Below are 25,678 nucleotides of genomic sequence, written 5' to 3'. Positions count from 1 at the left end.
GTGTGGGCGGTCCCGGTCAGCCGGTGTTGCGCAGGCCCGCGGCCACGCCGTTCACGGTGAGCAGCAGCGCCCGCGAGCGCAGCGGGTCCTCGGAGACGGCGTTCGCGGCGTCCTCGCGCTGACGGCGCAGCAGGGCGACCTGCAGGTAGGAGATCGGGTCGAGGTAGGCGTCCCGGATGGCGAAGGTCTGCTTCAGCACCGGGCTGTGCGCCAGGAGTTCGGACTCGCCGGTGAGCCGCAGGACCTCGTTCAGGGTGAGCGCGTGCTCGGCCTCGATCAGGTCGAAGATGTGCCGCAGCTCCTTGGGGACCAGCTGCTCGACGTAGTGGCGGGCGATCCGCAGGTCCGTCTTGGCCAGCGTCATGGCGACGTTGGAGAGGAAGTTGCGGAAGAAGTGCCACTCCCCGTGCATCTCGTCGAGGATGTCGCCGAGCCCGGCCTCGCGGGCGGCGGACAGGCCGGAGCCGACGCCGTACCAGCCGGGCACGATCTGACGGGACTGCGTCCAGCCGAAGACCCACGGGATGGCCCGCAGGCCGTCCAGGCCCGCGCCGGAGTCCGGGCGGCGGGACGGGCGGGAGCCGAGGTGGAGCGAGGCCAGCTGGTCGACCGGGGTGGCCGCGAAGAAGTAGGCCGGCAGGTCGGGGTCCTCGACCAGGCGGCGGTAGGAGGCGTGCGCGCCGTCCGAGACCGTGTTCATGGTCGCGTCCCAGCGGGCCAGCGCCTCCTCCGACTGGCGCGGGGCCGTGTGCAGCGCGGAGGCCTCCAGCGTGGCCGAGACGGTGAGCTCCAGGTTCTCCCGGGCGAGCGAGGGGATCAGGTACTTGTCCGAGATCACCTCGCCCTGCTCGGTGACCTTGATCTCGCCCTCCAGGGTCCCGTACGGCTGCGCCAGGATGGCCTCGTGCGAGGGGCCGCCGCCGCGGCCGACGGTGCCGCCGCGGCCGTGGAAGAGACGGAGCCGGACGCCGTAGCGGTGGGCGACGTCGCGGAGCCTGCGCTGGGCGCGGTGGATCTCCCACTGGGAGGTGGTGATGCCGCCGAACTTGGAGGAGTCGGAGTAGCCGAGCATGACCTCCTGGACGTCGCCGCGGAGCGAGACCAGGCGGCGGTAGGAGGGGTCGCGCAGCATCTCGTCGAGGATGGTGTCGGCGGCGCGCAGCTCGTCGGTGGTCTCCAGCAGCGGCACGATGCCGATCTTGGCGACCCCGCCGTGCAGGTCGATCAGACCGGCCTCGCGGGCCAGCACGGCCGCCGCGAAGACGTCGTCGGCGCCCTGGCACATGGAGATGATGTAACTCTCCACGATCTCCGGGCCGAAGCGCACGAAGGCCTCGCGCACGGTCTCGAAGACGCCCAGCGTCTTCGCGCCGGCCGCGTCCAGCGGAGCCGGGGTGGGCGCGAGCGGGCGGCGGGACTTGAGCTCCTTGGCCAGCAGGCGCTGCCGGTACTCGCGCGGCATGTCCGTGTAGCGCCAGGCCTCCTCGCCGAGGCGGTCGAAGAGCTGGCCCAGCGCGTGGTGGTGCGCGTCGGCGTGCTCGCGCACGTCCATGGTGGCCAGCTGCAGGCCGAAGGCGGAGAGCGTGCGGATGGCGCGGCTCATCCGGCCGTCCGCGATCAGTTCGCCCTTGTGGCTGCGCAGCGAGGACTGGATGACCTCCAGGTCGGCCAGCAGCTCGCCGGTGCCGAGGTAGTCGCGGCCGGTGACGTGCGGCGTCCCGTTGGCCAGGCGCTCCCTGGTGCCGAGAAGCTTCTGGCGGATGCAGGTGGCCTTGAGCCGGTAGGGCTCCTCGGCGTTCATCCGCTTGTAGCGCGGGCTGATCTCGGGCAGCCGGGCCAGGTCGTCGGCGAGGCTGGTCAGCAGTTCCTCGCTGGCGCCGGAGAGGCGGACCGAGGAGGAGAGCGAGCCGCGCAGCTCGTCGATGACGTCGAGGGCGTCGTTGATCCCGTACTCGTGCTGGAGCACCAGCACGTCCAGGGTCACCTCGGGGGTGACGTTGGGGTTGCCGTCGCGGTCCCCGCCGATCCAGGTGCCGAAGGTGAGCGGGCGGACGCCCTCGGGGAGGGTGATGCCGACCCGGGACAGCTCCTCGTTCAGCTCCTCCAGCACGTCGGGGACGGCGCGCTTGTAGAGTTCGTCCAGGTAGTAGACGGCGTTGCGGGCCTCGTCGGCGGGCTCGGGGCGGGCGATGCGCAGTTCGTCCGTCTGCCAGAGCATGTCGATGACCTCGGCCAGACGGCGGTCGGCCTGGCGGCGGCCGGTGGGCCGGGACGGGGTGTCCAACTGGTCCAGCAGCTCGGCGATCCGGCGCAGCTTCTGCAGCACGCTACGGCGGGCGGCCTCGGTCGGGTGCGCGGTGAAGACCGGGCGGACGTTGAGGTTCTTCAGCGTCAGGGCGAGGTGGTCGGCGTCGACGTCGGCGAGCTTGTCGACGGTGCGGGAGAGCAGGCTGCCGTTGTCCGTGCGGTGGGCGTTGAGCTCCCGGCCGCGGTGCACCTGCTCCGCGACGTTGGCGAGGTGGAAGTAGGTGGAGAAGGCGCGGACCAGCTTGGCGGCCGTTTCGAGGTCGGTCTCCTCCAGCAGCCGGGCGGCGGCGGCGCCGTCGCTGCGCGTGAGGGCGCGGACCTGTTCGACCAGGTCGAGCAGTTCCTGGCCCTCCTGGCGGACCAGGGTCTCGCCGAGCAGGTCGCCGAGGCGGCGGATGTCGGCGCGCAGGGCGCTGTTGTCGGTCTCGGCCGGGGGGACGGCGGGCGCGGTGGCCTCGCGTGCGTCGCTCACGCTGGTACTCCCTTGCGGGGTGGGTGGGGACGGGCATGGGCGTGTTGCGGACCGCGCTGTCCGCCCCGATGGTGCTCTGCTCTGTCCTGCAGTTTTCGGTTGTGAACTGACTGACTGCTGTGAACTGCGGCTGAGAGTTCCCTACGGCTCACCGCGTGGTTGGCGGTGAGCCGCTTCTCTCGCGGTCCAGCATAGGTTGCGGGCGGTGACCGTCCACGAGAATGGTCGCTATGCGGACATCGCGGCGCGGGTCTCACCGCGGCTGCGGCCTCCTTCTAGGCTTGTGGTCATGAGGGTGGGAGCGTGGACGCGCCGGCGGAGCATGTGGCTGGACCTGGGGATGGCTGCGGCCGCGGCCATGGAGTGCGCCTACTCGGCCGCGATGTTCGCCTACCGGGAGCGCCTCGGCACCGCGGCGATGGCCGCGGTGGCGGTGTTCGGGCTGGTCGCGGGGGCGACGGTGCTGGTGCGGCGACGCTGGCCGCTGGTCCCGGTCGCGGCGGCGCTGGCGACGATCCCGCTGCTTTCCGGCTACATGCTGCTGATGATCGGCCTGTACACGCTGGGCGCCTACCGGCCCGAGGGCGCGGCCGGGCGCTTCGCCGAACGCCGGGCGATGAGCGTGCTGTGCGCGATCGCGATCGCCGAGACGGTGCTGGTCTCCACGCTGACGCTCGGCACCCAGCAGCAGGAGGCCCTGCACCGCGGTGTGCCCGAGCCCGTGCTGATCGTGCTGTCGGTCCTGGTCGCGGTGGCGATCAGCGTCCCGCCGACCATGCTCGGCCTCTACATCGGGGCGCGGCGTCGCCTCTGGATCGCCCTGACCGAACGGGCCGAGGGCCTGGAGACGGAGTTGACGCTGCTCGCCGAGCAGGCCAGGGAGCGCGCCCGCCGGGCCCGGATGGAGGAGCGCACCCGGATCGCGCGCGAGATGCACGACGTGGTCGCGCACCGGGTCAGCCTGCTGGTCGTGCACGCGGGCGCGCTGGAGCGGGTCGTGCACAAGGAGCCGGACAAGGCCGCGGCGAGCGCGAAGCTGATGGGCGACATCGGCCGGCAGGCGCTGGACGAGCTGCGGCAGATCCTGGGCGTGCTGCGCACGGTCGAGCCCGAGGACGCGGATGTGGTCGCCCCCGTGGACGGGACTCCGCCGTCGGCGGTCGTTCCGACCGGACCGGTTCCGCTGGGGCTGGCGGACCTGCCCAAGCTGGTGGACGAGTCGCGCGCGGCCGGACTCGGCGTGCGGTTCACCCTCGGCGGCGCGCGTCGGATGCTGTCGGCCGAGGCCGAGCAGACCGCGTACCGGGTGGTCCAGGAGGCGCTGACCAACGTGCTCAAGCACGCGCCGGGCGCGGACGTCGAGGTCGTCGTCGCGTACGTGCCCAGCGGCGTCGCCCTGGCCGTCTCCAACGGCTGTCCGTCGGCGGACCGGCACGCGGACCTGGAGAAGGCCATTCCGAGCGGCGGCAACGGCCTCGTCGGGATGCGCGAACGCGTCACCGCGCTGGGCGGCGCGTTCACCGCGGGCCCCACGGACGAGGGCGGCTTCCGGGTCGAGGCCCGGCTCCTGGCCTCGCACTGAGGGAGCCCGGCCGGGCGGCGGTACTAACGTAGGGGCGTGCCGAAGCCCCCAGCGCCGGAGTCCGCAACGTGCTGATCTCTCTTGACCCCGCCTCCGCCGTCCCGCCCTTCGAGCAGATCCGGGCGCAGATCGCCGCGGCGGCGGCGAGCGGCGCCGCGCCGGTGGGGACGCGCCTGCCGACGGTCCGCAAGCTCGCCGAGGATCTCGGGCTGGCGGTGAACACGGTCGCGAAGGCGTACCGGGAGCTGGAGTCCGCCGGCGTGGTCGAGACCCGCGGCCGCGCGGGCACGGTGATCGCCGCCTCGGGCGACCGCGCCCTCGCCGAACTCGCAAGCGCGGCGGCGCGCTACGCCCAGCGCGCGAAGTCCCTGGGCCTCCCCCCGGCGCAGGCGCTGGACCTGCTGACCACGGCCCTCCACGAGGCCTACGGCGACTGACGCCCCCGCATCCCGCCGGCGCGCGGCCAGGCAGCCGTCCTCCCTCTCTGGGAGTCAACCGGATCCTGAGCGTCCTCTGCCCGCTGACGACGGTCCCGTCGCGCGTGGCTTCGGCAGTCGGGGGCGACGTGGACGCCGCCCGGCCTGCCCGTGCCCTGGGCACGGGCAGGCCAGGCGGGTTACAGCGCGTCGGTCAGGAAGCGCAGGCGCTCGGCTCGGCGGCCGGCGATCAGGGTCGTCAGCGCCTGGTCCATCGAGTGTCCGAGGAACCACTCGCCCGCGTGGTCGAGGCTGTAGACGCGGCCGACCGCGTCGATCGCGAGCAGCGCCGCGCCGGCGCGTTCCTCGCCCAGCGGACAGACCGGAAGCTCCAGTGAGCGGCCGAGGTCCGCCAGCGTGCGCGGCTGGTGCAGGCCGCACAGCGGGTCGATCGAGAACGGCGTCCGGGCGACCTCCGCGCCCGGGCCGTCGAGCGTCACCGAGAGCTCGCCGAACTCCGCCCAGGCCTCCAGCGCCGCCGGGAAGACGGCGTGCCGGTGACCCTCGGGCGACGCGTAAGCGGTGAGCTGACCGGCCCACTCCTCGGCGCGCTGCAGGCGCTTGCGGCCGGGGAACCACCCGGCCTTCGTCAGGGCGGAGGCGACCTCCGCCGGGAACCGTACCTCCATGGATGTGTGCCCTCCTTCCTTACTGCCGCACGACCGGACTACTGCTTCGGACGGAGCGAGATCGTCTTCACGCCGAAGTGGTCGAGCAACGGCAGGCAGGAACGGCACGGCGGCTGGTGCGTGCCGTGCGCCGGGTCGCCCTCCTCACGGATACGGACCGTCGTCATCTTCGCGCCGCGCAGCGCCTTGCGCGCCTCGCCCTCCCCGAAGGCCTTGCGCGCCGCCCGCCCCGACCGGCCGGCCTCCGTCTGGTCGAGGAACTGCGAGAGCAGCACCGCCTCCGGGCAGCGCCCGGTGAACCGCTCCAGCTGTTCGACAGGAAGGTCCGCCAGAAAGCCCCCGACCAGCGGGTGCAGCCGCGGCAGCTCACCCTTCTCGCTCACATGCGTATACGTATCACCCCGCACCGACAGCGCCGCCGCCACGATCGGCATCAGGCTGTCCCTGCGATGACGCAGCAGCGGCGCGGGCGCATGTTTGCGCTGGTGACCCGTGGTTTCCATGATCATAGGTTCCTTTCCCCCGTGAACCCCCGTGAACGTTCTGGTGATCAGGGTGCCAAATGCGGCCACGGACAGTGAAGTCGGGGGTGTGTTCGGACGGCGATCGCTGCGATTCGAACACCTGGGGCCACCGGGGAGATCCCTCCGGAGCGCCAACCCCCTAGTCTTGGCACCGGCAGTCAGTTCCAGCAGGGGGCACACTCCATGACGACAGGTCGGCCCAACGCGGCGTACGCCGGACAGGTCGTGCACTTTCCCGATCCATTGCGGGCGCAGCTGTACCCCTCGGGGGTGAAGGTCGACCCCGCGGGGCACCCCGACTTCGCCCCCTTCGCGCGGGCCGCGGCCGAGGTGGCCGATCCGCCCGAGGGCTTCGGCGTCGACGAGCTGAGACTGACCGACTACGTCTCGGCGAACGTGGCGCTCCGCGCCCAGGGCCACGAGCTCTGGGCCGATGTCGAGAGCCCCGTCGGCACGCCCGTCGGCTGGACCTGGCACCACTCGGTCGCCCCGGCCTCGCCCGGCAACCGGCGGCTCGAACTGATCCCGGTCGAGGTCAAGATGCTGCTGCGGCATCACGCCGGCCTCGCGCTCTCCGGAGCCGACCACGGCAAGCGCGGCACCCGGCCGCTCCAGGAGCGACGCCCCGTGCACTTCCCGCTGCCCGACGGCGCGGACGGCGCCGCCGAGGGCGAGGCCGCGGCGCAGCTCGGACCGGCGGAGACGGAGCAGCGGTTGCAGTCGGTGGAGGAGGCCCTCGGCTACACACTGCCGGGCCCCTACCGGCTCTTCCTGAAGGCGGCCGGCGGCCGCGCCCCCAAGGGCCTGGGGCTGGACACCGATCTCGGCGTGCTGATCGACCAGCCGTTCTTCGCGCTGCGCGGCGAACGGACGCTCGACGACGTGGCGTACGTCAACAAGTGCCTGCGGGACCACGTGACCAAGGACTACCTGGGCATCGGCTACGCGCAGGGCGGCCTGCTGGTGATCAAGGTGCGCGGGGACAGGATCGGCACGGTCGGCTTCCTGCCCCACGACGACGCCCGCGACGACGGCGACCCGGCGCTCACGCCGGCCCAGCGCTGCGAGCGCCTGCTGCTGCCCTGCGGCGAGGACTTCGACGCCTTCCTGCTGCGGCTCGCGGGCAGTCCGCCGGAGCTGCAGACGGTCGCGGAACTGATGGTGGACGGCGGCTTCGCGCGCGCCGTCCCGGTGGAGGGGTGAGGGTGACGTCGGCGTGGTGACCTACGCGGAGGCGCAGCAGCGCGCCGAGGAGTGGATCAACGCGGGGGTGCCCGCGTACCGGCGCCGCGAGGTTCGCGTGCGCGAGTTCGACCTGGGCTTCGTGGCCTGGGCGGTGGACCGCAGCGACGGGCCGTCCTCGGACGGCGGCGCGGCCCGGATGGTGATCGCACGGGACACGGGCGCGACCACGCTCTGGCCCGGTCTGCCGATCAACGACGTGGTGCGGCGCTACGAGGAGACGTACGGCCGCCCGATCGGCGTGACCCCGGCGCGGATGCCGGAGATGCCGGGGCGGGACATGGCGGAGGCGACGTCCTTCCTGCTCAGCCCCCCGCAGTGGCTGGAGGAGGCCGCGGCCCCTGCCCCGGTGGAGGAGCCCGCCAGGCTCCAGGTGGCACCGCCGGTCTCGTCGGGCCCTCCTGGCGAAGTGCCGACGATGCTCGCCCCGCCGACGCCCCGCCCGGCGCCGGCCCAGCCCGCCGCGCCCGCTGCGGCGCAGGCGGCGGGCGGCGGCCAGGGCGGCTACGGCTTCCCGCCGCCTCCGGCGGGGCCCGTGGGCGGTCCCGGCGTTCCTCCGCCGCCTCCTGGCGTGCAGCACGGTGCGCCGCCGGTCGAGCCGCAGGGCGGCATCGAGTACGCCCCGACGGTGCGCTCGCGCCCCGGCTCCGGCCCGGTGCTCCCGCCGCCGCCCGCTCCGGGCACGCCTTCGGGTGGTCCTGGCCTGCCTCCGCCGCCTCCGGGCGCGCCGCTGGGCGGTCCCGGCGTTCCTCCGCCGCCCGCTCCGGGCGCTCCGCTGGGTGGTCCTGGCCTGCCGCCGCCGCCCCCGGGCGCGCCGCTCGGTGGTCCTGGCGTTCCGCCGCCGCCTCCGGGTGGCCCTGGTGCGTCGCAGGGCGGGATCGACTACGCGCCGACCATGCTCGCCGGACCCCCGGTCGTGATTCCCTCGCCTGCCGGACCCCCGGCGGCTCCCTCCGGCGGTCCTGGTCTGCCTCCGCCGCCTCCGGGTGCTCCGCTGGGCGGTCCCGGCGTTCCTCCTCCGCCGCCCGCTCCGGCCGCGCCGTCGGGTGGTCCCGGTCTGCCTCCGCCGCCTCCGGGCGCGCCGCTCGGTGGTCCTGGCGTTCCTCCGCCGCCTCCGGGTGGGCCTGCGGGTGGTCCCGGTGCGCCGCAGGGCGGGATCGACTACGCGCCGACCATGCTCGCCGGCCCCCCGGTGGCGCGTCCGGGAGCGACGGGTACGCCCGGCGTGCCCACGCCGCCGCCTCCGCCGCCCGGAGTCCCGATGGGCGCGCCCGGGCCGGGCCCCAGGGCGTTCCCGCCGCGCCTCCGCCGCCTCCTGGCGCCTCGATGGGCGGAGCGCCCGCGCCCGCCGCGCCTCCCTCCGGCGCGCCGACGGTCGGACCCGGCTACCTCGCCGTGCTTCGGTACCGGGGCCCGGACGGCTCCGAGCAGCAGGTCATCCAGCGCTCCGCGCTGGGACTGCCGCACCCGGAGTGGCAGATCCTCCAGGAGGTCCGTCGGCTCAACGTGCCGCCGGAGCAGGTGCTGGAGCTCCACACGGAGCTGGAGTGCTGCGACCTGCCTGCGGGCTACTGCGCGCGGATGGTCAAGGAGGCCTGGCCGAACGTCAGGATCACCCACACCGCCCCCTACGGGCGGGACGCCGGCGCGCGCCGACGCGGGGTCGACCACCTGCTGGAGCACCTGAAGGAGCTGCACACCCACGCCGCCGGCCCGGCCCCCGTGCCGTCGGTGCGGGCGCCGCTGCCGCCGGTCGGCGCGCAGCAGCCGAGCCCCCCGCCGCCCCCGCAGGCCCTCGCGCAGGAGCTGCAGGCGGCGTTCGGTGACCAGAACCTGTTCCGCTACGACCCGCAGGCGGTCTCGCGGGCGGGCGTCCCCGAGGTCGTCGCCTCCACGCTGACCTGGGCGGGTCTGCCGCGCGACTTCGGTCCGTTCTTCTGGGCGCAGGCCCAGCCGGGCCGGCCGGTGCCGACGCTCGCCGAGCACGCCGCCGAGCGCGGCTTGGTCAGCGGAGCCGACGCGGGGACCTACCTGGTCCTCGGCAACGACTACGGCCGACAGATCTGCGTGCAGTACGGCACCAATGCGATCGTCGCGGTCGACCTGGGCACGGCCGGTCAGCCGGCCGGCCCCGAGGGTGCGCAGCCGCGCTTCGTGAACAGCGGCCTGCCGGAGTTCGTGCGGAGCCTCGCCGTGCTCGGAAGGCTGTGGCGGTTCCGCTACGGCCTGACGCAGGAACAGGCGGGTCGCTGGACGACGGACTTCCAGAACGAGCTCGCCGCCATCGACCCGGCGGCGCTCGGTTCGCCGGAGAACTGGTGGGCCGTGGTGCTCGAGCAGTTCTGGGACGGCCTGCTGTAGCGGCTGGACACGCGGGAGAGGAGGGGGTCGGCCATCGGGCCGACCCCCTCCTCTGTGTCGGTACCGTCCTAAGAAGCATTAATCTGCTCAAAATAGGACGACACACGACCATGTCCGGCATCCGGAGGAACGGAAGCAGATCATGAGCGACCTGACGACTCCGAACGCGGCGGATTTCCCGCTGATCCGCAAGGGCTACGACGTCGATCAGGTCGACCAGGCCCTGGCCCGGCTCACCGCCGCCCGCGACGAGGCCTGGCAGCGCCTGGCGGGTCTCGGCGACGAGATGCGCGCGCTGGAACGCCGGCTGATGGACCTGCGGGAGGCGCAGCAGGCGGCCGAGGCCACGGTCCCCGACTTCGAGGTGCTGAGCCCGCGCGCGGCCGGACTGCTGGTGACGGCGGAGGACGAGGCGGAGGCGGTCCGGTCCGACGCGGTGCAGGAGGCCAACCGGATCGACAGCGCGGCGCGCACGGACGCGCGCCGGTCGCGGACGACCGCCGGCGAGTTCGCGGACCGGCTGCGTGCCGCGGCGGACGAGTCCCACCGGCGCGAACTGGAACGGGCCCGCGCCCAGGCGGAGGCGCTGCGCGCCGAGGCCGACCGCGAGACCCGCGCGATCCGCGAGGCCACGACGGCCCACGCCGAGGAGGCAGGCGCCCGCGCGGAGACCGCGTCCCGCGAGGCCCACGCCTGGCTGGCCGGGCAGCAGCGGGCGGCGGACCAGGAGTTCGCGGCGCACGACGTGAAGGTGCTGGCCTGGGAGGACGAGATCGTCGCGGTGGGCGATCGCAAGCTCGCCGAGGTCGACCGTCATCTGAAGGCGATGCAGGTCAAGGCGGAGCAGATCGAGGCGGACGCGGCGACGCAGGCGGAACGCCGACTGGAGAAGGGCCGGCGGGACGCGGAACGGATCGCCGAGCAGTCGGCCCGTGAGGAGACCGCCTTCGCGGAGCGCAGGGACCTCATCCAGTCGCAGTTGGACCACATCCGCGAGACGCTGACCGCGCTGACCGGCACGGTGACCCCGGAGGACCCGGCCCCGGCCGAGAGCGACAGCGAGGCGGACACCTCCGAGCTCCCGACTCTTCCCCAGGCTGTGGACAACGCCGAGGACTGAGCTCCCCGCCAGGGCGCGCGCGAGCAACCACCGCCGTGCGGATGGCCCTGCGCGTTCGGACCGGCACCTGCGCGGGTGGCTTGCCGCGCAGTTCCCCGCGCCCCTGGGGTGGCGCAACTACCCGGCCGTCGCGCGGCGCTCCGATCTCGTCGCGCCTACGCGCCGGAGGCGCGGATCGGCGGAGCCTCGCGCCCCTGGGACGGTGCACCTGGCCCGCCGTCGCGCAGCGTCCCGATCTGGTCGCGCCCCACGCGCCGGAGGCGCAGATCGGCGGAGCCGCCCGCCTCGGGCAGTGAGCCTGCCCCGCCGACGGGGAGTGCGGCTTCACGCGGGTTATCGCTCGGCGCTCGGGCGTCGCGCGGCGTACCCTGGGACCCCCGGGCCGCCTCGCTGTCCGGGCGTTTCGCGTTGCCTTCTGGCTGAGAGAAGTAGATGAGCCTGACCGGCCTGCTGGACATCGTCGCCTCGGACTCGGCGCTCGCCGAGGCCGGGGAAGCCGCACTCGCCGGGGACCGCCGGCACCTGGATCTGGTCGGACCGCCGGCCGCCCGGCCGTTCGCCGTCGCCGCGCTGGCCCGTGCCCTCGCAGGGAAGGCGAAGGGGAGCCGGGGGAGGCCTGTCCTCGCCGTCACGGCCACCGGCCGCGAGGCCGAGGATCTCGCCGCCGCGCTCGGCTCCCTGCTGCCGCCGGACGCGGTCGCCGAGTTCCCCGCCTGGGAGACGCTGCCGCACGAGCGGCTCTCGCCCCGCTCCGACACCGTCGGCCGCCGGATCGCGGTGCTGCGCAGGATCGCCCACCCCAGCGCCGACGACCCCGCCTCCGGCCCGCTCCAGGTGATCGTCGCCCCGGTGCGCAGCGTGCTGCAGCCGCAGGTCAAGGGGCTCGCCGAGCTCGTGCCCGTCAGCCTGCGGCAGCGTCAGGAGGTGGATCTCGACGATCTCGTCGAGCGGCTGGCCGCCGCCGCGTACCAGCGGGTCGAGCTGGTCGAGAAGCGCGGCGAGTTCGCCGTGCGCGGCGGCATCCTGGACGTCTTCCCGCCCACCGAGGAGCACCCGCTGCGGGTGGAGTTCTGGGGCGACGAGGTCGAGGAGATCCGTTACTTCAAGGTCGCCGACCAGCGCTCGCTGGAGATCGCCCAGCACGGCCTGTGGGCGCCGCCCTGCCGTGAGCTGCTGCTGACGGACGAGGTGCGGGCCCGTGCCGCGGAGCTCGCCGCGGAGCATCCCGAACTCGCCGAGATCCTCGACAAGATCGCCCAGGGCATCGCCGTCGAGGGCATGGAGTCGCTCGCACCGGTCCTGGTCGACGACATGGAACTGCTGATGGACGTGCTGCCGCAGGGCAGCGTCGCCGTCGTCTGCGACCCTGAGCGGGTCCGCACGCGCGCCGCCGACCTGGTGGCGACCAGCGCCGAGTTCCTCCAGGCGTCCTGGGTGGCCGCCGCGTCCGGCGGGAAGGCGCCGCTGGACGTCGGCGCGGCCTCGCTCTGGTCGCTGGCCGACGTCCGCGAGCACGCCGCCGAGATCGGGCTGCCGTGGTGGTCCGTCAGTCCCTTCGCCGCGGACGAGGAGGGCGCGACCGGTCCTGACGTGCTGCACCTGGGCATGCACCCGGTCGAGGCCTACCGCGGCGACACCGCGCGGGCGATCGCCGACTGCAAGGGCCGGCTCGCCGAGGGCTGGCGCGTGGTGCTGGTGACGGAGGGCCAGGGCCCGGCGTCCCGCATCGCGGAGATGCTGGGCGGCGAGGGCATCGGGGCCCGGCTCACCCCGGACCTGACCGCCGCGCCGGACGCCGACGTGATCCATGTGGCCTGCGGCGCGATCGAGCACGGTCTGGTCCACGAGGCGCTCAAGCTCTGCGTGATCACCGAGACCGACCTCTCCGGCCAGAAGTCCTCCACCAAGGACATGCGCCGGATGCCCTCGCGCCGCCGTAACGCGATCGACCCGCTCGCCCTGCGGCAGGGCGACTTCGTCGTCCACGAGGCGCACGGTGTGGGCCGCTACATCGAGATGGTGCAGCGCACCGTCCAGGGCGCGACGCGTGAGTACCTGGTGCTGGAGTACGCGCCCGCCAAGCGGGGCCAGCCGGGCGACCGGCTGTTCGTGCCGACGGACCAGCTGGAGCAGGTCACCAAGTACGTCGGCGGCGAGGCCCCGACCCTGCACCGGCTCGGCGGCGCGGACTGGACCAAGACCAAGGCCCGGGCCAAGAAGGCGGTCAAGGAGATCGCGGCCGACCTGATCAAGCTCTACTCCGCCCGGATGGCCTCGCCCGGCCATGCCTTCGGACCGGACACCCCCTGGCAGCGCGAGCTGGAGGACGCCTTCCCCTACGCGGAGACGCCGGACCAGCTCAGCACCATCGCGGAGGTCAAGGAGGACATGGAGAAGTCGGTCCCGATGGACCGGCTGATCTGCGGTGACGTCGGCTACGGCAAGACCGAGATCGCGGTGCGCGCGGCGTTCAAGGCGGTGCAGGACGGCAAGCAGGTCGCGGTGCTGGTCCCGACGACGCTGCTGGTGCAGCAGCACTTCTCCACCTTCTCCGAGCGCTACGGCAACTTCCCCGTCGTGGTGAAGGCGCTGTCGCGGTTCCAGACCGACAGCGAGGCCAAGGCCGTGCTGGAGGGCCTGCGCGAGGGCGGCGTCGACGTCGTCATCGGCACGCACCGTCTCTTCTCGTCCGAGACCAAGTTCAAGGACCTCGGCCTGGTCATCGTCGACGAGGAGCAGCGCTTCGGCGTCGAGCACAAGGAGCAGCTGAAGAAGCTGCGCGCCAACGTCGACGTGCTGACGATGTCCGCGACGCCGATCCCGCGCACGCTGGAGATGGCGGTCACCGGCATCCGCGAGATGTCCACCATCACCACCCCGCCGGAGGAGCGGCACCCGGTGCTGACCTTCGTCGGCCCCTACGAGGAGAAGCAGATCGCGGCCGCGGTCCGCCGCGAGCTGCTCCGCGAGGGCCAGGTCTTCTACATCCACAACCGGGTGGAGTCGATCGACAAGGCGGCGGCCCGCATCAAGGAGCTGGTCCCCGAGGCCCGGGTCGCGACCGCGCACGGGCAGATGGGGGAGCAGCAGCTGGAGAAGGTCGTCGTCGACTTCTGGGAGAAGGAGTTCGACGTCCTGGTCTCCACCACCATCGTGGAGTCCGGCATCGACATCTCCAACGCCAACACCCTGATCGTGGAGCGCGGCGACACCTTCGGTCTGAGCCAGCTGCACCAGCTGCGCGGGCGTGTGGGCCGCGGCCGCGAGCGGGGCTACGCCTACATGCTCTACCCGCCGGAGCGCCCGCTGACCGAGACCGCCCACGAGCGGCTGGCGACCATCGCGCAGCACACCGAGATGGGCGCGGGCATGTACGTGGCCATGAAGGACCTGGAGATCCGCGGCGCGGGCAACCTGCTGGGAGGCGAGCAGTCCGGGCACATCGCGGGCGTCGGCTTCGACCTCTACATGCGGATGGTCGGCGAGGCGGTGGCGGAGTTCCGCGAGCAGCTGGCCAACGGCGGCGAGGCTCCGGAGGAGGAGCCGCTGGAGGTCAAGATCGAGCTGCCGGTCGACGCGCACGTGCCGCACGACTACGCGCCGGGCGAGCGGCTGCGGCTCCAGGCCTACCGGTCGATCGCGGCGGTGAACTCGGAGGAGGACATCGCGCAGGTGCGGGCGGAGCTGACGGACCGTTACGGCAAGCTTCCCGAGCCGGTGGAGAACCTGCTGCTGGTGGCCGGGCTGCGACTGTTCGCGCGGCGCTGCGGGATCTCCGACATCACACTGCAGGGTCAGTTCATCCGGTTCGGCCCGATCGAGCTGCGGGAGTCGCAGGAGCTGCGCCTCGGCCGGCTCTACCCGCGCAGCCAGGTGAAGGCGGCGACCAGGCTGGCGCTGGTGCCGCGGCCGTCGACGGCGCGCATCGGCGGCAAGCCCGTGGTCGGCCGTGAGCTGCTGACCTGGTGCGCGGAGTTCCTTTCGGTGATGTTCGAGGAGCTGGCCGCCAAGCGCTGAGCGCTCGACGGCGGCTGCTCGGTCCAGGGCGCGAGGCGTGTCGCCTCGCGCCCTTCCGCGTCCTCAGTTCACGTTCCACTGGCCGGTCTGGTCGGCCATGCCGCTGTCCAGGCCGAACTGGATCTGGGTGATCTTCGCGTTGGACGGGACCTGGAAGACGATGAAGCCGAGGCCGCTCCCGCCGGGGGCGATGTTCACGGAGGCGGGGAAGGACTGGCCTGCCTTGGTGTCGCTGATGTCGGCCTCGTATGCCTGCCCCTGGCTGTCGACGACCTTGGCGCCGTTGGAAGGCGAGTCGCTGTAGGCCTTGCTGCCGGTGGCCTTGATCCGGAACTGGACGGCGAAGAAGCGCTTGCCCGCCTCCGGAGTGTTGAACTCGTCGGCTCCGGCCGGGTTGTCGACGATCCTGACCACGGTGACGTCGGCCGTGCTGTCCATGCCCTTGAGCGCGATGGTGTCGCCGACCTTGGCCGACTTGGAGCCGGACGTACTGCCGGAGCCGGAGCCCGAGGAGTGGCCGGAGGCCGCGGTGGTCGGCTTGGCGTCGGTGGAGACCGAGCCGCCGGTGGTGTCCTTGCACGCGGCGGTGCCCGCGATGATCAGCGCCCCCAGGGCGACGGCGAGAACGGTGCGACGCGAGCGGTTGGTGGTGCGCGACATGGCGGTACCCCTTGTGAGTCGATCCACCCGGCGGGCCGCCGGGCTGATGAGTACACAGAACCACGGTGCTGTGAACCGAGTCAACATAAGTCAGAGAAAATCAGATGTTCACACTGTGAACCGACTGGGCTTGAGCGGCTGGGTATGCTCGGGTGCACGCCCGGCCGCCCCCGCGTCCGGGCGGCCGGCACGGGAAGGGGAGCAACCGGATGGCCGAGCACCAGGCCGAAGTCACCGCAGCCGAGATCGCCCGACTGGCGGGGGTGGGCAGAGCCGCCGTCAGCAATTGGCGACGCCGCCACGCCGACTTCCCGAGGCCGGTCGGCGGCACCGAGACCAGCCCTTCCTTCGCTCTGGCCGACGTCGAGACATGGCTGCGCGGCCAGGGGAAGATCGCCGAACTGCCCCTGCGGGAACGCGTCTGGCAGCAGCTCGCGGCCCAGGCCGAAGGGGTCGTCCCCGCCCTGGTCAGGATCGGCAGCGTGCTGCTGGTCGTCCGCGACCATCCGGATCTCTGGCAGGGACTGGCCGGCCGCCCGGAGGCGGAGCTGGTCGAGCTCCTGCCACCGCTCGTCGATCACGCCCTGGACTCGCGACTCGGCCGGGACCGCCCGGTTCACACGCCCACCGGCCGTGAACTGGCGTCCGCACTGCCGCTGGTGCGCGCCGCCGTGGAGCTCGCGGCGGATCTCGGCGCCCGGCAGACCTACGAGTTCCTGCTCGGCCGCCATCTCGACGCCAACCCGCGGCTGTACACACTCACGCCGCCGGGGCTCGCCGAGCTGATGGCGACGCTGGCCGGCCCGGTTGTTCACACCGCAGCGGCCGGGCAGCGCCCGAGCGTGCTCGATCCCGCGGCGGGCACCGGGGCGCTGCTCCGCGCCGAGGCTCTGCCGCCCGCGCACCCGGCCGTGCTCTACGGCGTCGACAGCGATCCCGGGCAGGCCGCCCTGACCGCTCTCCGGCTCGCCCTCGAATCCGAGGCGGCGATCCGCGTCGCGGCCGTCGACAGCCTGCGCTCCGACCCGTTCCCCGAGCTCCGCGCCGACGCGGTGCTCTGCCATCCGCCGTTCAACGAGCGGGACTGGGGCTACGACGAGCTCTCCTACGACGCGCGCTGGGAGTACGGCCTGCCGCCGCGGGTCGAGTCCGAGCTGGCGTGGGTGCAGCACACGCTGGCCCGGCTCCGCGACGGCGGCGGCGCGGTCCTGCTGCTGCCCCCCGCCGTCGCCTCCCGGCGCTCGGGACGGCGCATCCGCGCCGAACTGCTGCGGCGCGGGGCGCTGCGCGCGGTCGTGGCGCTGCCCGCCGGGGTGGCGCCGCCGCAGAGCGTGCCGCTGCACCTGTGGGTGTTGCGCAGGCCGGGCGGGGGCACCGCGGCGATGTCGCCCGGCGGCCCCGAGGTGCTGCTGGTCGACGTCTCCGCGCTCCCCACCGCCGGCGCCGACGGGGCGGAGTGGCAGTCCGTCAGGAACGCGGTCCTGGAGGCCTGGGAGTCCTTCGAGCGGGCCACCGGAGCCGGTGGCACGCCGGTCGCCCGTGGCCGACGCCGGACGACCGGCGGCGTCGACACCGGGACCGCCGTGCCGCTGAGCCGGGTGGTGCCGGTCCTCGAACTGCTCGACGACGACGTCGACCTGGCTCCGGCCCGTCACCTGCCCTCCTCGGCGGGCGCGGGCGGCCTGGCCGAACTCGGGGAGCTCAGCAGCCGTCTGAGCGACACCCTGCGTCGCACCGTGGAGCTCACGCCCCCGCCGCCTCCGGCGGAGGCGGCGTCCGCGCAGAGTGGTCCGGCCGTGCGCTGGACCACCACCACGGTCGGCGAACTGGCACGCACCGGCGCGCTGGTGATGCGGGCCGGGGGCGCCGGTGCGGTCGAGGGCCAGGTCCGGGTCCTCACCGACCAGGACGTGCTGGCAGGCACCGGGCCGACCGGCGCCGCCGCACTGCTCGCCGGAGAGCAGGGGGAGGAGGCGGTGCTGCTGCGCGAGGGAGACGTGGTCGTGCCGGTCTTCGGCGGCGGCAGCGTGGCCCGCGTCGTGGACGCGGACACGGCCGGTGCGGCGCTCGGCCGGAACCTGCAGGTGCTGCGCCCGGAGGCGGCGGCGCTCGACTCCTGGTTCCTCGCCGGCTTCCTGCGCGGCAGCGCCAACGCCCGCCAGGCGAGCAGCTACGCGTCCACGGCGGCGCGGCTCGACGTGCGAAGGCTCCAGCTGCCCCGGCTGCCGCTCGCCGAGCAGCGCCGCTACGGCGCGCACTTCCGTGAACTGGCCGCGTTCGAGGAGGCCTTGCGGCAGGCGGGACGCTTCGGCGACCAGCTGGTCCGCGGGCTCCACGACGCCCTCACCGACGGGACGCTGCCCCCGGAGGCGTGACGTGCGGGCGGCGCGGGGCAGCGGCGGCGGCCCGGCGGATGCGATCGGTGGAATCGAACGTACGGTGTCGTCGCGGGTCGCTAGGCTCGACGCGTCGACGACACAGCCCGTTCACCAGGAGCGCAGATGTACGGCCCGCCGCCCCTCATGGCTCCGGCCCCGCCCGCCCGTCGCGGTGCGACCGTGGGGCGGGCGCTCGCGTGGTTCGTCATCGCGGTCGTGCTGATCGGCGGCGTGGGCATCTTCGCCTTCGTGCCGCTCGGGGTGCTGGCGGTCCGTCGGCGGCAGCGGCGCGACCTGTGGCTCACCCTCGGTGCTTTCGTCTACGCGGTCGTCGGCTGCGTCGCCGTCTCCGCACAGCACGACAGCAACCACCCCGGGGTGCTGGTGAGCCTCCTGTCGGTGGGCATGCTGGGCCAGGGCATCGCCGCGACCGTCTACTACGTGGTCTGCGACCTGCGGCCGCCCCGGCTGCGTCCAGTGGCGCCGATGCACCTGCAACAGCCGCCGCACGCAGGGCCCTTCGCCGGTCACGGGTCGACGCCCGACGCCGGCCCCGTCCCGTACGGGTCTCCCGCGCATCGGCCGCTGGCCCAGCCGCCGATACCCGAGCAGTCCTACCGGCTCGGCCAGGTGCGCGCGGAGCTCGACGAGCTCAGCGACTACCTGCGCAAGGAACGGGACCGGTGAACGGCCGCATCATCGCCGGGCGTTACACCATCGGTTCGCTCATCAGCCAGGGCGGCATGGGCCAGGTCTGGAAGGCCTACGACGAACGCCTCGGCCGCTCCGTCGCGGTGAAGCTGCTGCGCCCGGACCGGATGCACGGGGAGGGCACCGAGGAACTGCGCCGACGCTTCCTGCGCGAGGCCCAGGTCACCGCCAGGGTCGACCATCCGGGGCTGGTCACGGTCCACGACGCCGGGGCCGACGGCGACGACCTGTATCTGGTCATGCAGTACGTCGAGGGCGCCGATCTGGCCGACCACCTCGCCGAGCACCACCCCTACCCGTGGCCCTGGGCGGTCGCGGTCGCCGCGCAGCTGTGCGCCATCCTCGGCGCGGTGCACGCGGTCCCCGTCGTGCACCGGGATCTGAAGCCCCGCAACGTGATCGTCCGCCCGGACGGCGCGCTGACCGTGCTCGACCTCGGCATCGCCTCCGTCCTCGGCACCGACACCACGCGGTTGACCCGCACCGGGGCCGCCGTCGGCAGCCCCGCGTACATGGCGCCCGAGCAGGCCATGGGCGGCCCGGTCGGTCCGCGCACGGACCTGTACGCGCTCGGCGTGGTCTTGCACGAACTGCTCAGCGGCCGCGTCCCCTTCACGGCGCCGACGGACGTCGGCGTGCTGCACCAGCACCTGTACGAGCAGCCGCAGCCGCTGCGTGAGTTGCGGCCCGAGGTGCCGCAGTCGCTGGAGGCGCTGGTGCTGCGCCTGCTCGCGAAGGACCAGCAGGCGCGCCCGGCGAGCGCCGCGGAGGTGCACCGGGAGCTGGTGGCCCTGCTGCCCGTGCGGGGCGTTCCGGGCCCGCAGTTCGACCCGACGCGTCCGTTCCTGCGCCCCTGCTCGCCCTGGCCCGAGCCGGGCGGCTCCGCGGCGTCCGTGGCCACCGGGCAGCCGAGGGCCTCGCAGCCCGAGCTGCCGGGCCTGGCGGAGGCGGTCGACCAGGTGAAGCGGTTGCTCGACGCCGGACAGGCCACCCAGGCCGTCGACGTGCTGGGCGGCCTGCTGCCGGCCGTCGTGGCCGAGCAGGGCGAGGGCTCACCGGTGGCGCGGATGCTGCGGAAGCAGTACGCCAGGACGCTGCTCGGCGTCGGGCAGTACACGCGGGCCCTGCCCGAACTGCGACGCCTGGCCGAGGACCGCGCCCGCGAGTCGGGACCGGCGGACCAGCAGGTGCTCCAGTACCGGTACGAGGCCGCCCAGTGCCTCGAACAGCTCGGCGAGTTCGCGGCCGCGCTCGCCGAGTACCGGTCGCTGCGCGGCTACGTCGACAACCCCTACGCGGGCGTCGACCCCCGCCAGGCGCTGGACATCCGCCGCCGTGAGGCGCAGATGCGGCTGGCGCTCGGCGACCGCGCGGGCGCGCGAGAGGCGCTCGCCGGGCTCCTGCCGGACGCCGAACGGGTTCACGGTCCCCGGCACCCCTTCACCGAGGAGCTTCGCTTCGCGCTCACGCGGGTGTGAAGCGGCCGGTCGGGGCGCTGCGCCCCGGCGCGCCGGGTGCGGACCGGAACCGGACGGCTTCGTTCTCACCGCCCGGCTGCGGATAGGCTCGAGTCATGCTTCTCGGACTCGCCATGGCGCTGCTCGCCGCTCTCTGTTTCGGCTCGGCGATGGTGCTGCAGGCCCTCGGCGCGCAGCGGCACTCGCCGGCGGAGCCCGGGTCCGGACTGCTCGGCACGGCCAAGGCGATGCTGAACATCCCGTTCGCCTGCGGGCTGCTGCTCGACCTCTTCGGCTTCGCCGCCCAGCTGGTCGCGCTGCGCACGCTTCCCCTGTACGTGGTGCAGGCGGCGCTGGCCGGCGCGCTCGCGGTGACGGCGGTGCTGGGCGCGGCCCTGCTGAAGCTCAGGCTCGGCCGTGCCGAGTGGCTGGGCGTGGCGGGCGTCTGCGTCGGACTCGCACTGCTCGGCGCGACGGCGGGCAAGGAGGGCGACAAGCATCCGGGCGACGCCCTGCACTGGATCCTGCTCGGTGCGATCGTCGTGATCGCCGTCGCGGGTGCGGCGGCCTGGCGACTGACCGAGCCCCGCCGCGCGGCCGTGATGGGCGCTCTCTGCGGTCTGGGCTTCGGCGTCGTCGGCCTGTCCGTGCGCCTGCTGCCGGCCGTCCACGGCATGGACCTGGTGCCGCTGCTGAAGGATCCGGCGACGTACGCCCTGCTCTGCGGCGGTGCGGTGGCCTTCGTCTTCATGACCGAGGGCGTGCGCGGCGGCAAGGTGACCACGGCGACGGCCGCGATGGTGCTCGGTGAGACGGCCCTGCCCGCGGTGCTCGGCGTGATCCTGCTGGGCGACCGGACCCGTCCCGGCATGTTGTGGCTGGCGCTGCTCGGCTTCGCCGTCGCGGTGGCCGGCGCCCTGGCCCTCGCCCGTTTCGGCGAGGTCGCCCCGGCCGAAGCCGCGGAGAACGCCGAGACGGCCACCGAGCCTGCGGGTGGCGGTGCGGAGGCGGCGGGCTCGCAGTCGGCGGTGGGCGCGGCGGTCGCCGCCGAGCCGCGACCGGGGCAGCAGCACTCGCAGCCGCAGCCCGAGCGCCAGGGTCACTGAACCGGGGCCGTAAAACCAGGGCCGTTCCGTCCCCGTCAGCCCTCGTGGGCGGCGTCGAGCGCGGTCAGCGTCGCGTCAAGCCAGCGCAACTCCGCCTCGCTGGTGGCGCGGGCGATCGTCAGGATCCCCGCGCGGAAGGGATCGCCCGCCTGCTCGGCCGTGAGCGGCTGCGCGCCCTCGTAGAAAAAACTGCTCGGCTGTTCCAGGAACGCCTGCCGTCGGCGGAGCACCGCCGCCTGGTCCCCCGCGTCGGCCAGATGCCGCAGGAACGCCAGCACCGTGAACCAGCGGTTCTCGTTGCTGATGTCCGTCCCGTCCGTCTCGCCCGCGTCGCGCAGGCGGCGCAGCAGTTCCGCCCGCCCCGCCGGAGTCAGGCTCAGCACGTGCCTGGGTGCCGCGCGACTGCCGGGTTCGGTGTGCCGCTCGAGCCATCCGGCCCGCTCCAGACGCTTGATCGCCGGATAGAGCGTGCCGTCCGCGATCGGGCGCACGTGCCCGGTGAGCTGTGCGACGCGGCGCTTCAGGTCGTAGCCGTGCAGTGGCTGTTCACAGAGGAAACCCAGGATGGCCAGTTCCAGCATGCCCTCATTCTTCCTCATCATCGATATACATCGGCATCGAGGTATAAGGTGGTCGGGTCATCGCGCGACAGGCAGCGTCGCGCGAGGCACGTGAGAGGAGCCGTATGCGCGCCGCCCCCGTCACCGCCGACGGTTCGTGCATCCGCTGGGTCGAGATCCCCGGCGGGACCGCACCCGCCCGCGTCTACCTGCACGGGCTCGGTGCGTCGGCCGCGCCGTACTTCGCGGCCTCGGCCACGCATCCCGCGCTCGCCGGACACCGTTCGCTCCTGGTCGACCTGCTGGGCTTCGGCCTCAGCGACCGGCCCGCCGACTTCGGCTACACGCTGGAGGACCATGCCGACGCCGTGGCCGCCGCCCTGCGCGCCGCCCGTGTCGAGGCCGCGGACCTGGTCGCGCACAGCATGGGCGGCGCCGTCGCGGTCCTCCTCGCCACGCGCCACCCGGACCTGGTCGGCCGGCTGGTCCTGGTCGACGCCAATCTGGACCCGGTAGAACCCGGCCAAGGGATGGTCAGCGGCGCCGTCGCCGCGTACTCCGAGGCGGAGTTCCTGAGCACGGGCCGGCAGGAGCTGGCCGAGCTCGTCGGTCCGCACTGGTGGGCGACCATGCGGCTGGCCGGTCGCGAGGCGCTGTACCGCAGCGCGACCCACCTCGCCCGGGGCAGCGTGCCGACCATGCGCGAGCAGTTGCTCGGCCTGAGCCTGCCGCGGACCTTCCTGCGTCCGGCCGCCGACGGTCCGCTCAAGGGGGAGGAGGCCCTGGTCGCGGCCGGGATCGACGTGGTGGCCGTGCCGGACTGCGGCCACAACATCATGCTGGACAACCCCGAGGCCTTCGCCCGGCTGACCGCGCGGGCGCTCGCCGTGCCCCGAGCCGCGCGCTGAGCCGTGGGGCTGGTGCAACCCGGTGGTCTTCGTGTCGGGCTCTGGTGCGCGGGCCGCGCGCGTGGCACGGTGATCTCCGAATCTCCGAAAGCGTGAACCGCACTCGTCGCCACAGACATCAGACGGACCGTCAGTCGCAGGAGGCCCAGTGAACCGCCCTCGCACCGTCCTGTTCGCGTTGCTCGCCGTGGTCGCCGTTCCGGGGCTCTCGGCGTGTTCGGGCGGCAGCGGCGGCACCGTGCACACCGGCTCCGCGGCCGTGGTCGGAGGGCAGCGGATCAGCGTGGCGGCGCTGGACAGCCAGGTCACCGCGTTCCGCGACGTCGCCCCCGCGCACGGCCAGCCGGGAACGAGTTCCAGCCCCGCGATCTACGGCCAGGACTCCTCCGGGATGCCGGACCACGTGCTGCAGTTCCTGATCAAGACCCAGGTCGTGCAGGCCGCGCTGAACCAGAAGGGGCTGACCGTGTCGGCGAGCGACGTCACGGCCGAGGAGGCCCACGTCCTCGCCCAGGGGACCAGTCGCAGCGCCCTGGAGGCCCAGTTCGTGTCGCAGGCCGGGCTGCCCCCGGCGGATCTGGACGACTGGTTCCGGATGACCTCCGGTGAGGTGAAGCTGCTGCAGTCGGCCGGTGTCTCGACCGACTCGCCGGAGGCCGCCCCCGCCCTCACCAAGATGCTCGACGACGCGGCCGCGGCGCAGGGCATCGACATCAACCCGCGTTACGGCGGCTCCTGGAACCCGGGCCAGCCGCAGCTGCCCGAGGCCGCCCAGCCGTGGATCAAGCAGGGATAGGACCTGCCGGGTGATCCGGGCGGGGTAGGTTCGGTGCGTGGCACTGAATGAGACCAACCCCGCCGGTTCCCCCGCCGAGCTGCCCGACTCAGGGCCGACCGGACCCGAGCCGACGAGCCCTGGGCGGCTCGTGCTGCTGGGCAGCACGCACCGGGTCGCCCCCGGCCTGCTCTCCTGGCCCGCCTGGCAGGTCCTGCACGCGGCGGAGCGCGTCCTTGTCGGGGACGCCGCGCATCCGCAGCTGGCGCCGCTGGCGCGGGCCGGCGTCGCCGTGGAGGTGCTCGACGTCCCCTCCTACGCGCTGCCGCGCACCCTCGCGGAGGCCGCGCGGGGAACCCTCGTGGTGTGGCTGGTCGGCGCGGACGGAGACCCGGGACTGACGGACTCGCTGGCCCGCTTCGCCGTCGAGGGCGCGGAGACGCCCGGCGCGGTCATCCCCGAGCTGGAGCTGCTGCCCGGCTCCTACGACCTCCCCGGCGCCCGCCTGCTCGACCTCGTCACCGTGATGGACCGGCTCCGCTCGCCGGGCGGTTGCCCCTGGGACGCCGAGCAGACCCATGCCTCGCTGGTGAAGTACCTGGTCGAGGAGGCGTACGAGCTCGTCGAGGCGATCGAGGAGGAGGACCGCCACATGCTCCGCGAGGAGCTGGGGGACGTCCTGATGCAGGTCTTCTTCCATGCCCGCATCGCGCAGGAGCACCCGACCGAGCCGTTCTCCATCGACGACGTGGTCGGCGACCTGGTCGAGAAGCTGATGTACCGGCACCCCCACGTCTTCGGCGACGTCGACGCCTCGACACCGGACCAGGTCGAGGCCAACTGGGAGGAGCTGAAGGCCGCCGAGAAGCAGCGCGACTCCGCCGTCGACGGCGTCCCGCTGGGCCAGCCCGCACTGGCGCTGGCGGCGAAGCTCCACTCCCGCGCGACCAAGGCGGGCGTCCGGGTGGCGGCCCCCACGGGCGAGGACTTCGGTGCGCGACTTCTGCGTCTGGCGGTCGAGGCCCAGGCGGCGGGCACGGACCCGGAGGCCGCGCTACGCGAGGCCGCGCGTGCCTACCGCGACGCGATCCGGTCCGCCGAGTCCCGGTGATGGGGACGGAGCGCGCGGACGCGCACACGTGGCCCCGGACCGAGGCCGAGGCGCTGGCGGTGCAGGAGCGGCTCCGCCCGCTGGTGCGGGCCACGGCGTTGCCGCGACCGCCCCGGCTGATCGCCGGTCTCGACGTCGCCTACGCGGGCGCCCACGGCAGCGCTGACGACGCGGTCGCCGCGGCCGTGGTCGTGCTGGACGCGGTGACGCTCGAACCGGTGGAGCAGGCGACGGCCGTCGGGACGGCGGGGTTCCCCTACATCCCTGGCCTGTTCGCCTTCCGTGAGCTGCCGGTCCTCATGCGCGCACTGGAGAAGTTGACGGTCGCCCCCGACGTGCTGCTCTGCGACGGACAGGGACTCGCGCACCCGCGCCGCTTCGGTCTCGCCTGCCACTTGGGCGTGCTGACGGGTGTGCCGACGCTGGGCGTCGCCAAGACCCCGCTGCTGGGGGAGTGGGACGAGCCGGGGTCCGAGCGCGGCGCGACGGCGGAGGTGACCGACCGCGGCGAGATCGTGGCCCGGGTGCTGCGGACGCAGCAGGGGGTCCGGCCGGTGACGGTCTCGGTGGGGCATCTGGTGGACCTGGACGACGCGACCGCGGTGGTGCTGGACGCCGCCCGGCGCTACCGGCTGCCGGAGACCACCCGCCTCGCCGACCGCCTCTGCCGTGAGGCGCTGCGCGACGCGCATGCGGGGGCCGCGGCCGATTGATCACGCCGGCACGCCGGCCCGGGTGTCCGTGGCGCGCACCGTCACCCGCGCCGGTCGCCTGCGCCTTTCGCCCGCGGCGGCGGGCGGCACCCGGCCGCAGTGCAGCGGGTCAGAACCCGCCGAGCCAACCCGTCGCCAGGCCGACCAGGCCGCTGAGCGCCGCCAGGACCAAGCCGCCGAAGAACACGACCACGCCGGTCAGCAGCATCCCGACCCACGGATGCACCTGGGCGTTCAGGTCCCAGTCGCGGTCCTGCCGGCGCGGCAGCGTGCCCAGCATCCCGACCGTGCCTCCCGCCATCGCCAGGATCAACAGGCAGAAGGCCAGGTCGAAGCAGACGTTCGGGACGCCGCCGACGGCGTAGCCGGAGCCGTCGGCCTCGCGCCGGACGGCGAGCGGCCGGCCCGGCGCGGCCCGGGTGTTCACCAGCGTCACCCCGGGCACGGTCACAGAGCGGTCGTCGGCGGTGAAGCTTCCCTCGCAGTAACTCGTGCTGCCCCTGGTCTGCTTGACCGACCAGCAGTGCGCGGCGGTGAAGCGGCCGGGGGTCCCGGCCAGACCGCTGTCG

19 protein-coding genes and 1 pseudogene are annotated in these 25,678 nt (G+C 73.8%); 14 read left to right on the top strand and 6 right to left on the bottom strand.

Annotated elements, in window-relative coordinates; translation table 11 throughout:
- Positions 1-16 precede the first annotated feature (16 nt).
- Positions 17-2,716, bottom strand: a complete 2,700-nt coding sequence (gene ppc, locus BS83_RS39360) for a phosphoenolpyruvate carboxylase (RefSeq protein ID WP_232248801.1) — start codon at positions 2,714-2,716, stop codon at positions 17-19.
- 352 nt (positions 2,717-3,068) lie between these two features.
- Here ppc and BS83_RS39355 point away from each other — a divergent pair, with 352 nt between their 5' ends.
- Both BS83_RS39355 and BS83_RS39350 read left to right on the top strand, forming a co-directional pair.
- Positions 3,069-4,361, top strand: a complete 1,293-nt coding sequence (locus BS83_RS39355) for a sensor histidine kinase (protein WP_051945099.1) — start codon at positions 3,069-3,071, stop codon at positions 4,359-4,361.
- Positions 4,362-4,429: 68 nt separating this feature from the next.
- Positions 4,430-4,798, top strand: coding sequence for a GntR family transcriptional regulator (locus BS83_RS39350; RefSeq protein ID WP_037608149.1), 369 nt, complete (start codon positions 4,430-4,432; stop codon positions 4,796-4,798).
- A 179-nt stretch (positions 4,799-4,977) separates the two neighbouring features.
- Here the strand turns inward: BS83_RS39350 and BS83_RS39345 are convergent, their stop codons facing one another.
- Complete coding sequence (locus tag BS83_RS39345) at positions 4,978-5,466, bottom strand: SUKH-3 domain-containing protein (RefSeq protein ID WP_037608147.1); 489 nt, start codon at positions 5,464-5,466, stop codon at positions 4,978-4,980.
- A 38-nt stretch (positions 5,467-5,504) separates the two neighbouring features.
- Positions 5,505-5,969 carry a YwqJ-related putative deaminase gene (locus BS83_RS39340; RefSeq protein ID WP_232248643.1) on the bottom strand — a complete coding sequence of 155 codons (465 nt, stop codon included), beginning with the start codon at positions 5,967-5,969 and terminating at the stop codon, positions 5,505-5,507.
- 204 nt (positions 5,970-6,173) lie between these two features.
- On the opposite strand from BS83_RS39340, the gene BS83_RS39335 reads away from it, so the two are divergent.
- The 4 genes and pseudogenes from BS83_RS39335 to mfd all read left to right on the top strand — a co-directional run bounded on the left by BS83_RS39335 (position 6,174) and on the right by mfd (position 14,730).
- Entirely contained in the window at positions 6,174-7,193 is a 1,020-nt protein-coding gene (locus BS83_RS39335) for an SMI1/KNR4 family protein (protein ID WP_037608146.1), read from the top strand.
- Positions 7,194-7,206: 13 nt separating this feature from the next.
- Positions 7,207-9,593 (top strand): annotated as a pseudogene (locus tag BS83_RS43035) (SUKH-4 family immunity protein).
- Between the two features lie 142 nt (positions 9,594-9,735).
- Complete coding sequence (locus BS83_RS39320) at positions 9,736-10,713, top strand: coiled-coil domain-containing protein (RefSeq protein ID WP_037608142.1); 978 nt, start codon at positions 9,736-9,738, stop codon at positions 10,711-10,713.
- A gap of 432 nt (positions 10,714-11,145) precedes the next feature.
- Positions 11,146-14,730, top strand: coding sequence for a transcription-repair coupling factor (gene mfd, locus BS83_RS39315; RefSeq protein ID WP_037608140.1), 3,585 nt, complete (start codon positions 11,146-11,148; stop codon positions 14,728-14,730).
- Positions 14,731-14,793: 63 nt separating this feature from the next.
- Here mfd and BS83_RS39310 read toward each other — a convergent pair whose 3' ends face one another.
- Positions 14,794-15,390, bottom strand: a complete 597-nt coding sequence (locus BS83_RS39310; RefSeq protein ID WP_051945093.1) for a DUF4352 domain-containing protein — start codon at positions 15,388-15,390, stop codon at positions 14,794-14,796.
- Between the two features lie 209 nt (positions 15,391-15,599).
- On the opposite strand from BS83_RS39310, the gene BS83_RS39305 reads away from it, so the two are divergent.
- The 4 genes from BS83_RS39305 to BS83_RS39290 all read left to right on the top strand — a co-directional run bounded on the left by BS83_RS39305 (position 15,600) and on the right by BS83_RS39290 (position 21,042).
- A complete protein-coding gene (locus tag BS83_RS39305; protein WP_037608139.1) occupies positions 15,600-17,765 on the top strand; it encodes an N-6 DNA methylase in 2,166 nt (721 codons plus the stop codon).
- 126 nt (positions 17,766-17,891) lie between these two features.
- Entirely contained in the window at positions 17,892-18,455 is a 564-nt protein-coding gene (locus BS83_RS48115; protein WP_037608138.1) for a hypothetical protein, read from the top strand.
- Positions 18,452-19,957, top strand: coding sequence for a serine/threonine-protein kinase (locus tag BS83_RS39295; protein WP_037608136.1), 1,506 nt, complete (start codon positions 18,452-18,454; stop codon positions 19,955-19,957). Before BS83_RS48115 ends, BS83_RS39295 begins: the two co-directional genes overlap by 4 nt.
- 95 nt (positions 19,958-20,052) lie before the next feature.
- Positions 20,053-21,042, top strand: coding sequence for a hypothetical protein (locus BS83_RS39290; protein ID WP_063774323.1), 990 nt, complete (start codon positions 20,053-20,055; stop codon positions 21,040-21,042).
- Between the two features lie 35 nt (positions 21,043-21,077).
- Here BS83_RS39290 and BS83_RS39285 read toward each other — a convergent pair whose 3' ends face one another.
- Positions 21,078-21,623, bottom strand: a complete 546-nt coding sequence (locus BS83_RS39285) for a PadR family transcriptional regulator (protein ID WP_037608134.1) — start codon at positions 21,621-21,623, stop codon at positions 21,078-21,080.
- A gap of 104 nt (positions 21,624-21,727) precedes the next feature.
- Here BS83_RS39285 and BS83_RS39280 point away from each other — a divergent pair, with 104 nt between their 5' ends.
- From BS83_RS39280 to BS83_RS39265, 4 genes are all read left to right on the top strand, one after another.
- Complete coding sequence (locus BS83_RS39280; protein ID WP_037608132.1) at positions 21,728-22,510, top strand: alpha/beta fold hydrolase; 783 nt, start codon at positions 21,728-21,730, stop codon at positions 22,508-22,510.
- 148 nt (positions 22,511-22,658) lie between these two features.
- Positions 22,659-23,306, top strand: a complete 648-nt coding sequence (locus BS83_RS39275; RefSeq protein WP_037608130.1) for a SurA N-terminal domain-containing protein — start codon at positions 22,659-22,661, stop codon at positions 23,304-23,306.
- 43 nt (positions 23,307-23,349) lie between these two features.
- Positions 23,350-24,396: a MazG family protein gene (locus tag BS83_RS39270; protein WP_084715283.1), complete on the top strand. Its 1,047-nt coding sequence runs from the start codon at positions 23,350-23,352 to the stop codon at positions 24,394-24,396.
- On the top strand, positions 24,396-25,109 hold the full coding sequence (locus BS83_RS39265; protein ID WP_037608127.1) for an endonuclease V: 714 nt from the start codon (positions 24,396-24,398) through the stop codon (positions 25,107-25,109). Before BS83_RS39270 ends, BS83_RS39265 begins: the two co-directional genes overlap by 1 nt.
- A 109-nt stretch (positions 25,110-25,218) precedes the next feature.
- On the opposite strand, the gene BS83_RS39260 is transcribed toward BS83_RS39265, so the two are convergent.
- Complete coding sequence (locus tag BS83_RS39260) at positions 25,219-25,545, bottom strand: hypothetical protein (protein WP_157597495.1); 327 nt, start codon at positions 25,543-25,545, stop codon at positions 25,219-25,221.
- Positions 25,546-25,678: the final 133 nt, after the last annotated feature.

Source organism: Streptacidiphilus rugosus AM-16 (genome assembly GCF_000744655.1).
Lineage (GTDB): Bacteria > Actinomycetota > Actinomycetes > Streptomycetales > Streptomycetaceae > Streptacidiphilus > Streptacidiphilus rugosus.
The sequence above is the reverse complement of the archived record's forward strand: the minus strand, read 5'-3'. Positions and strand labels throughout refer to the sequence as shown.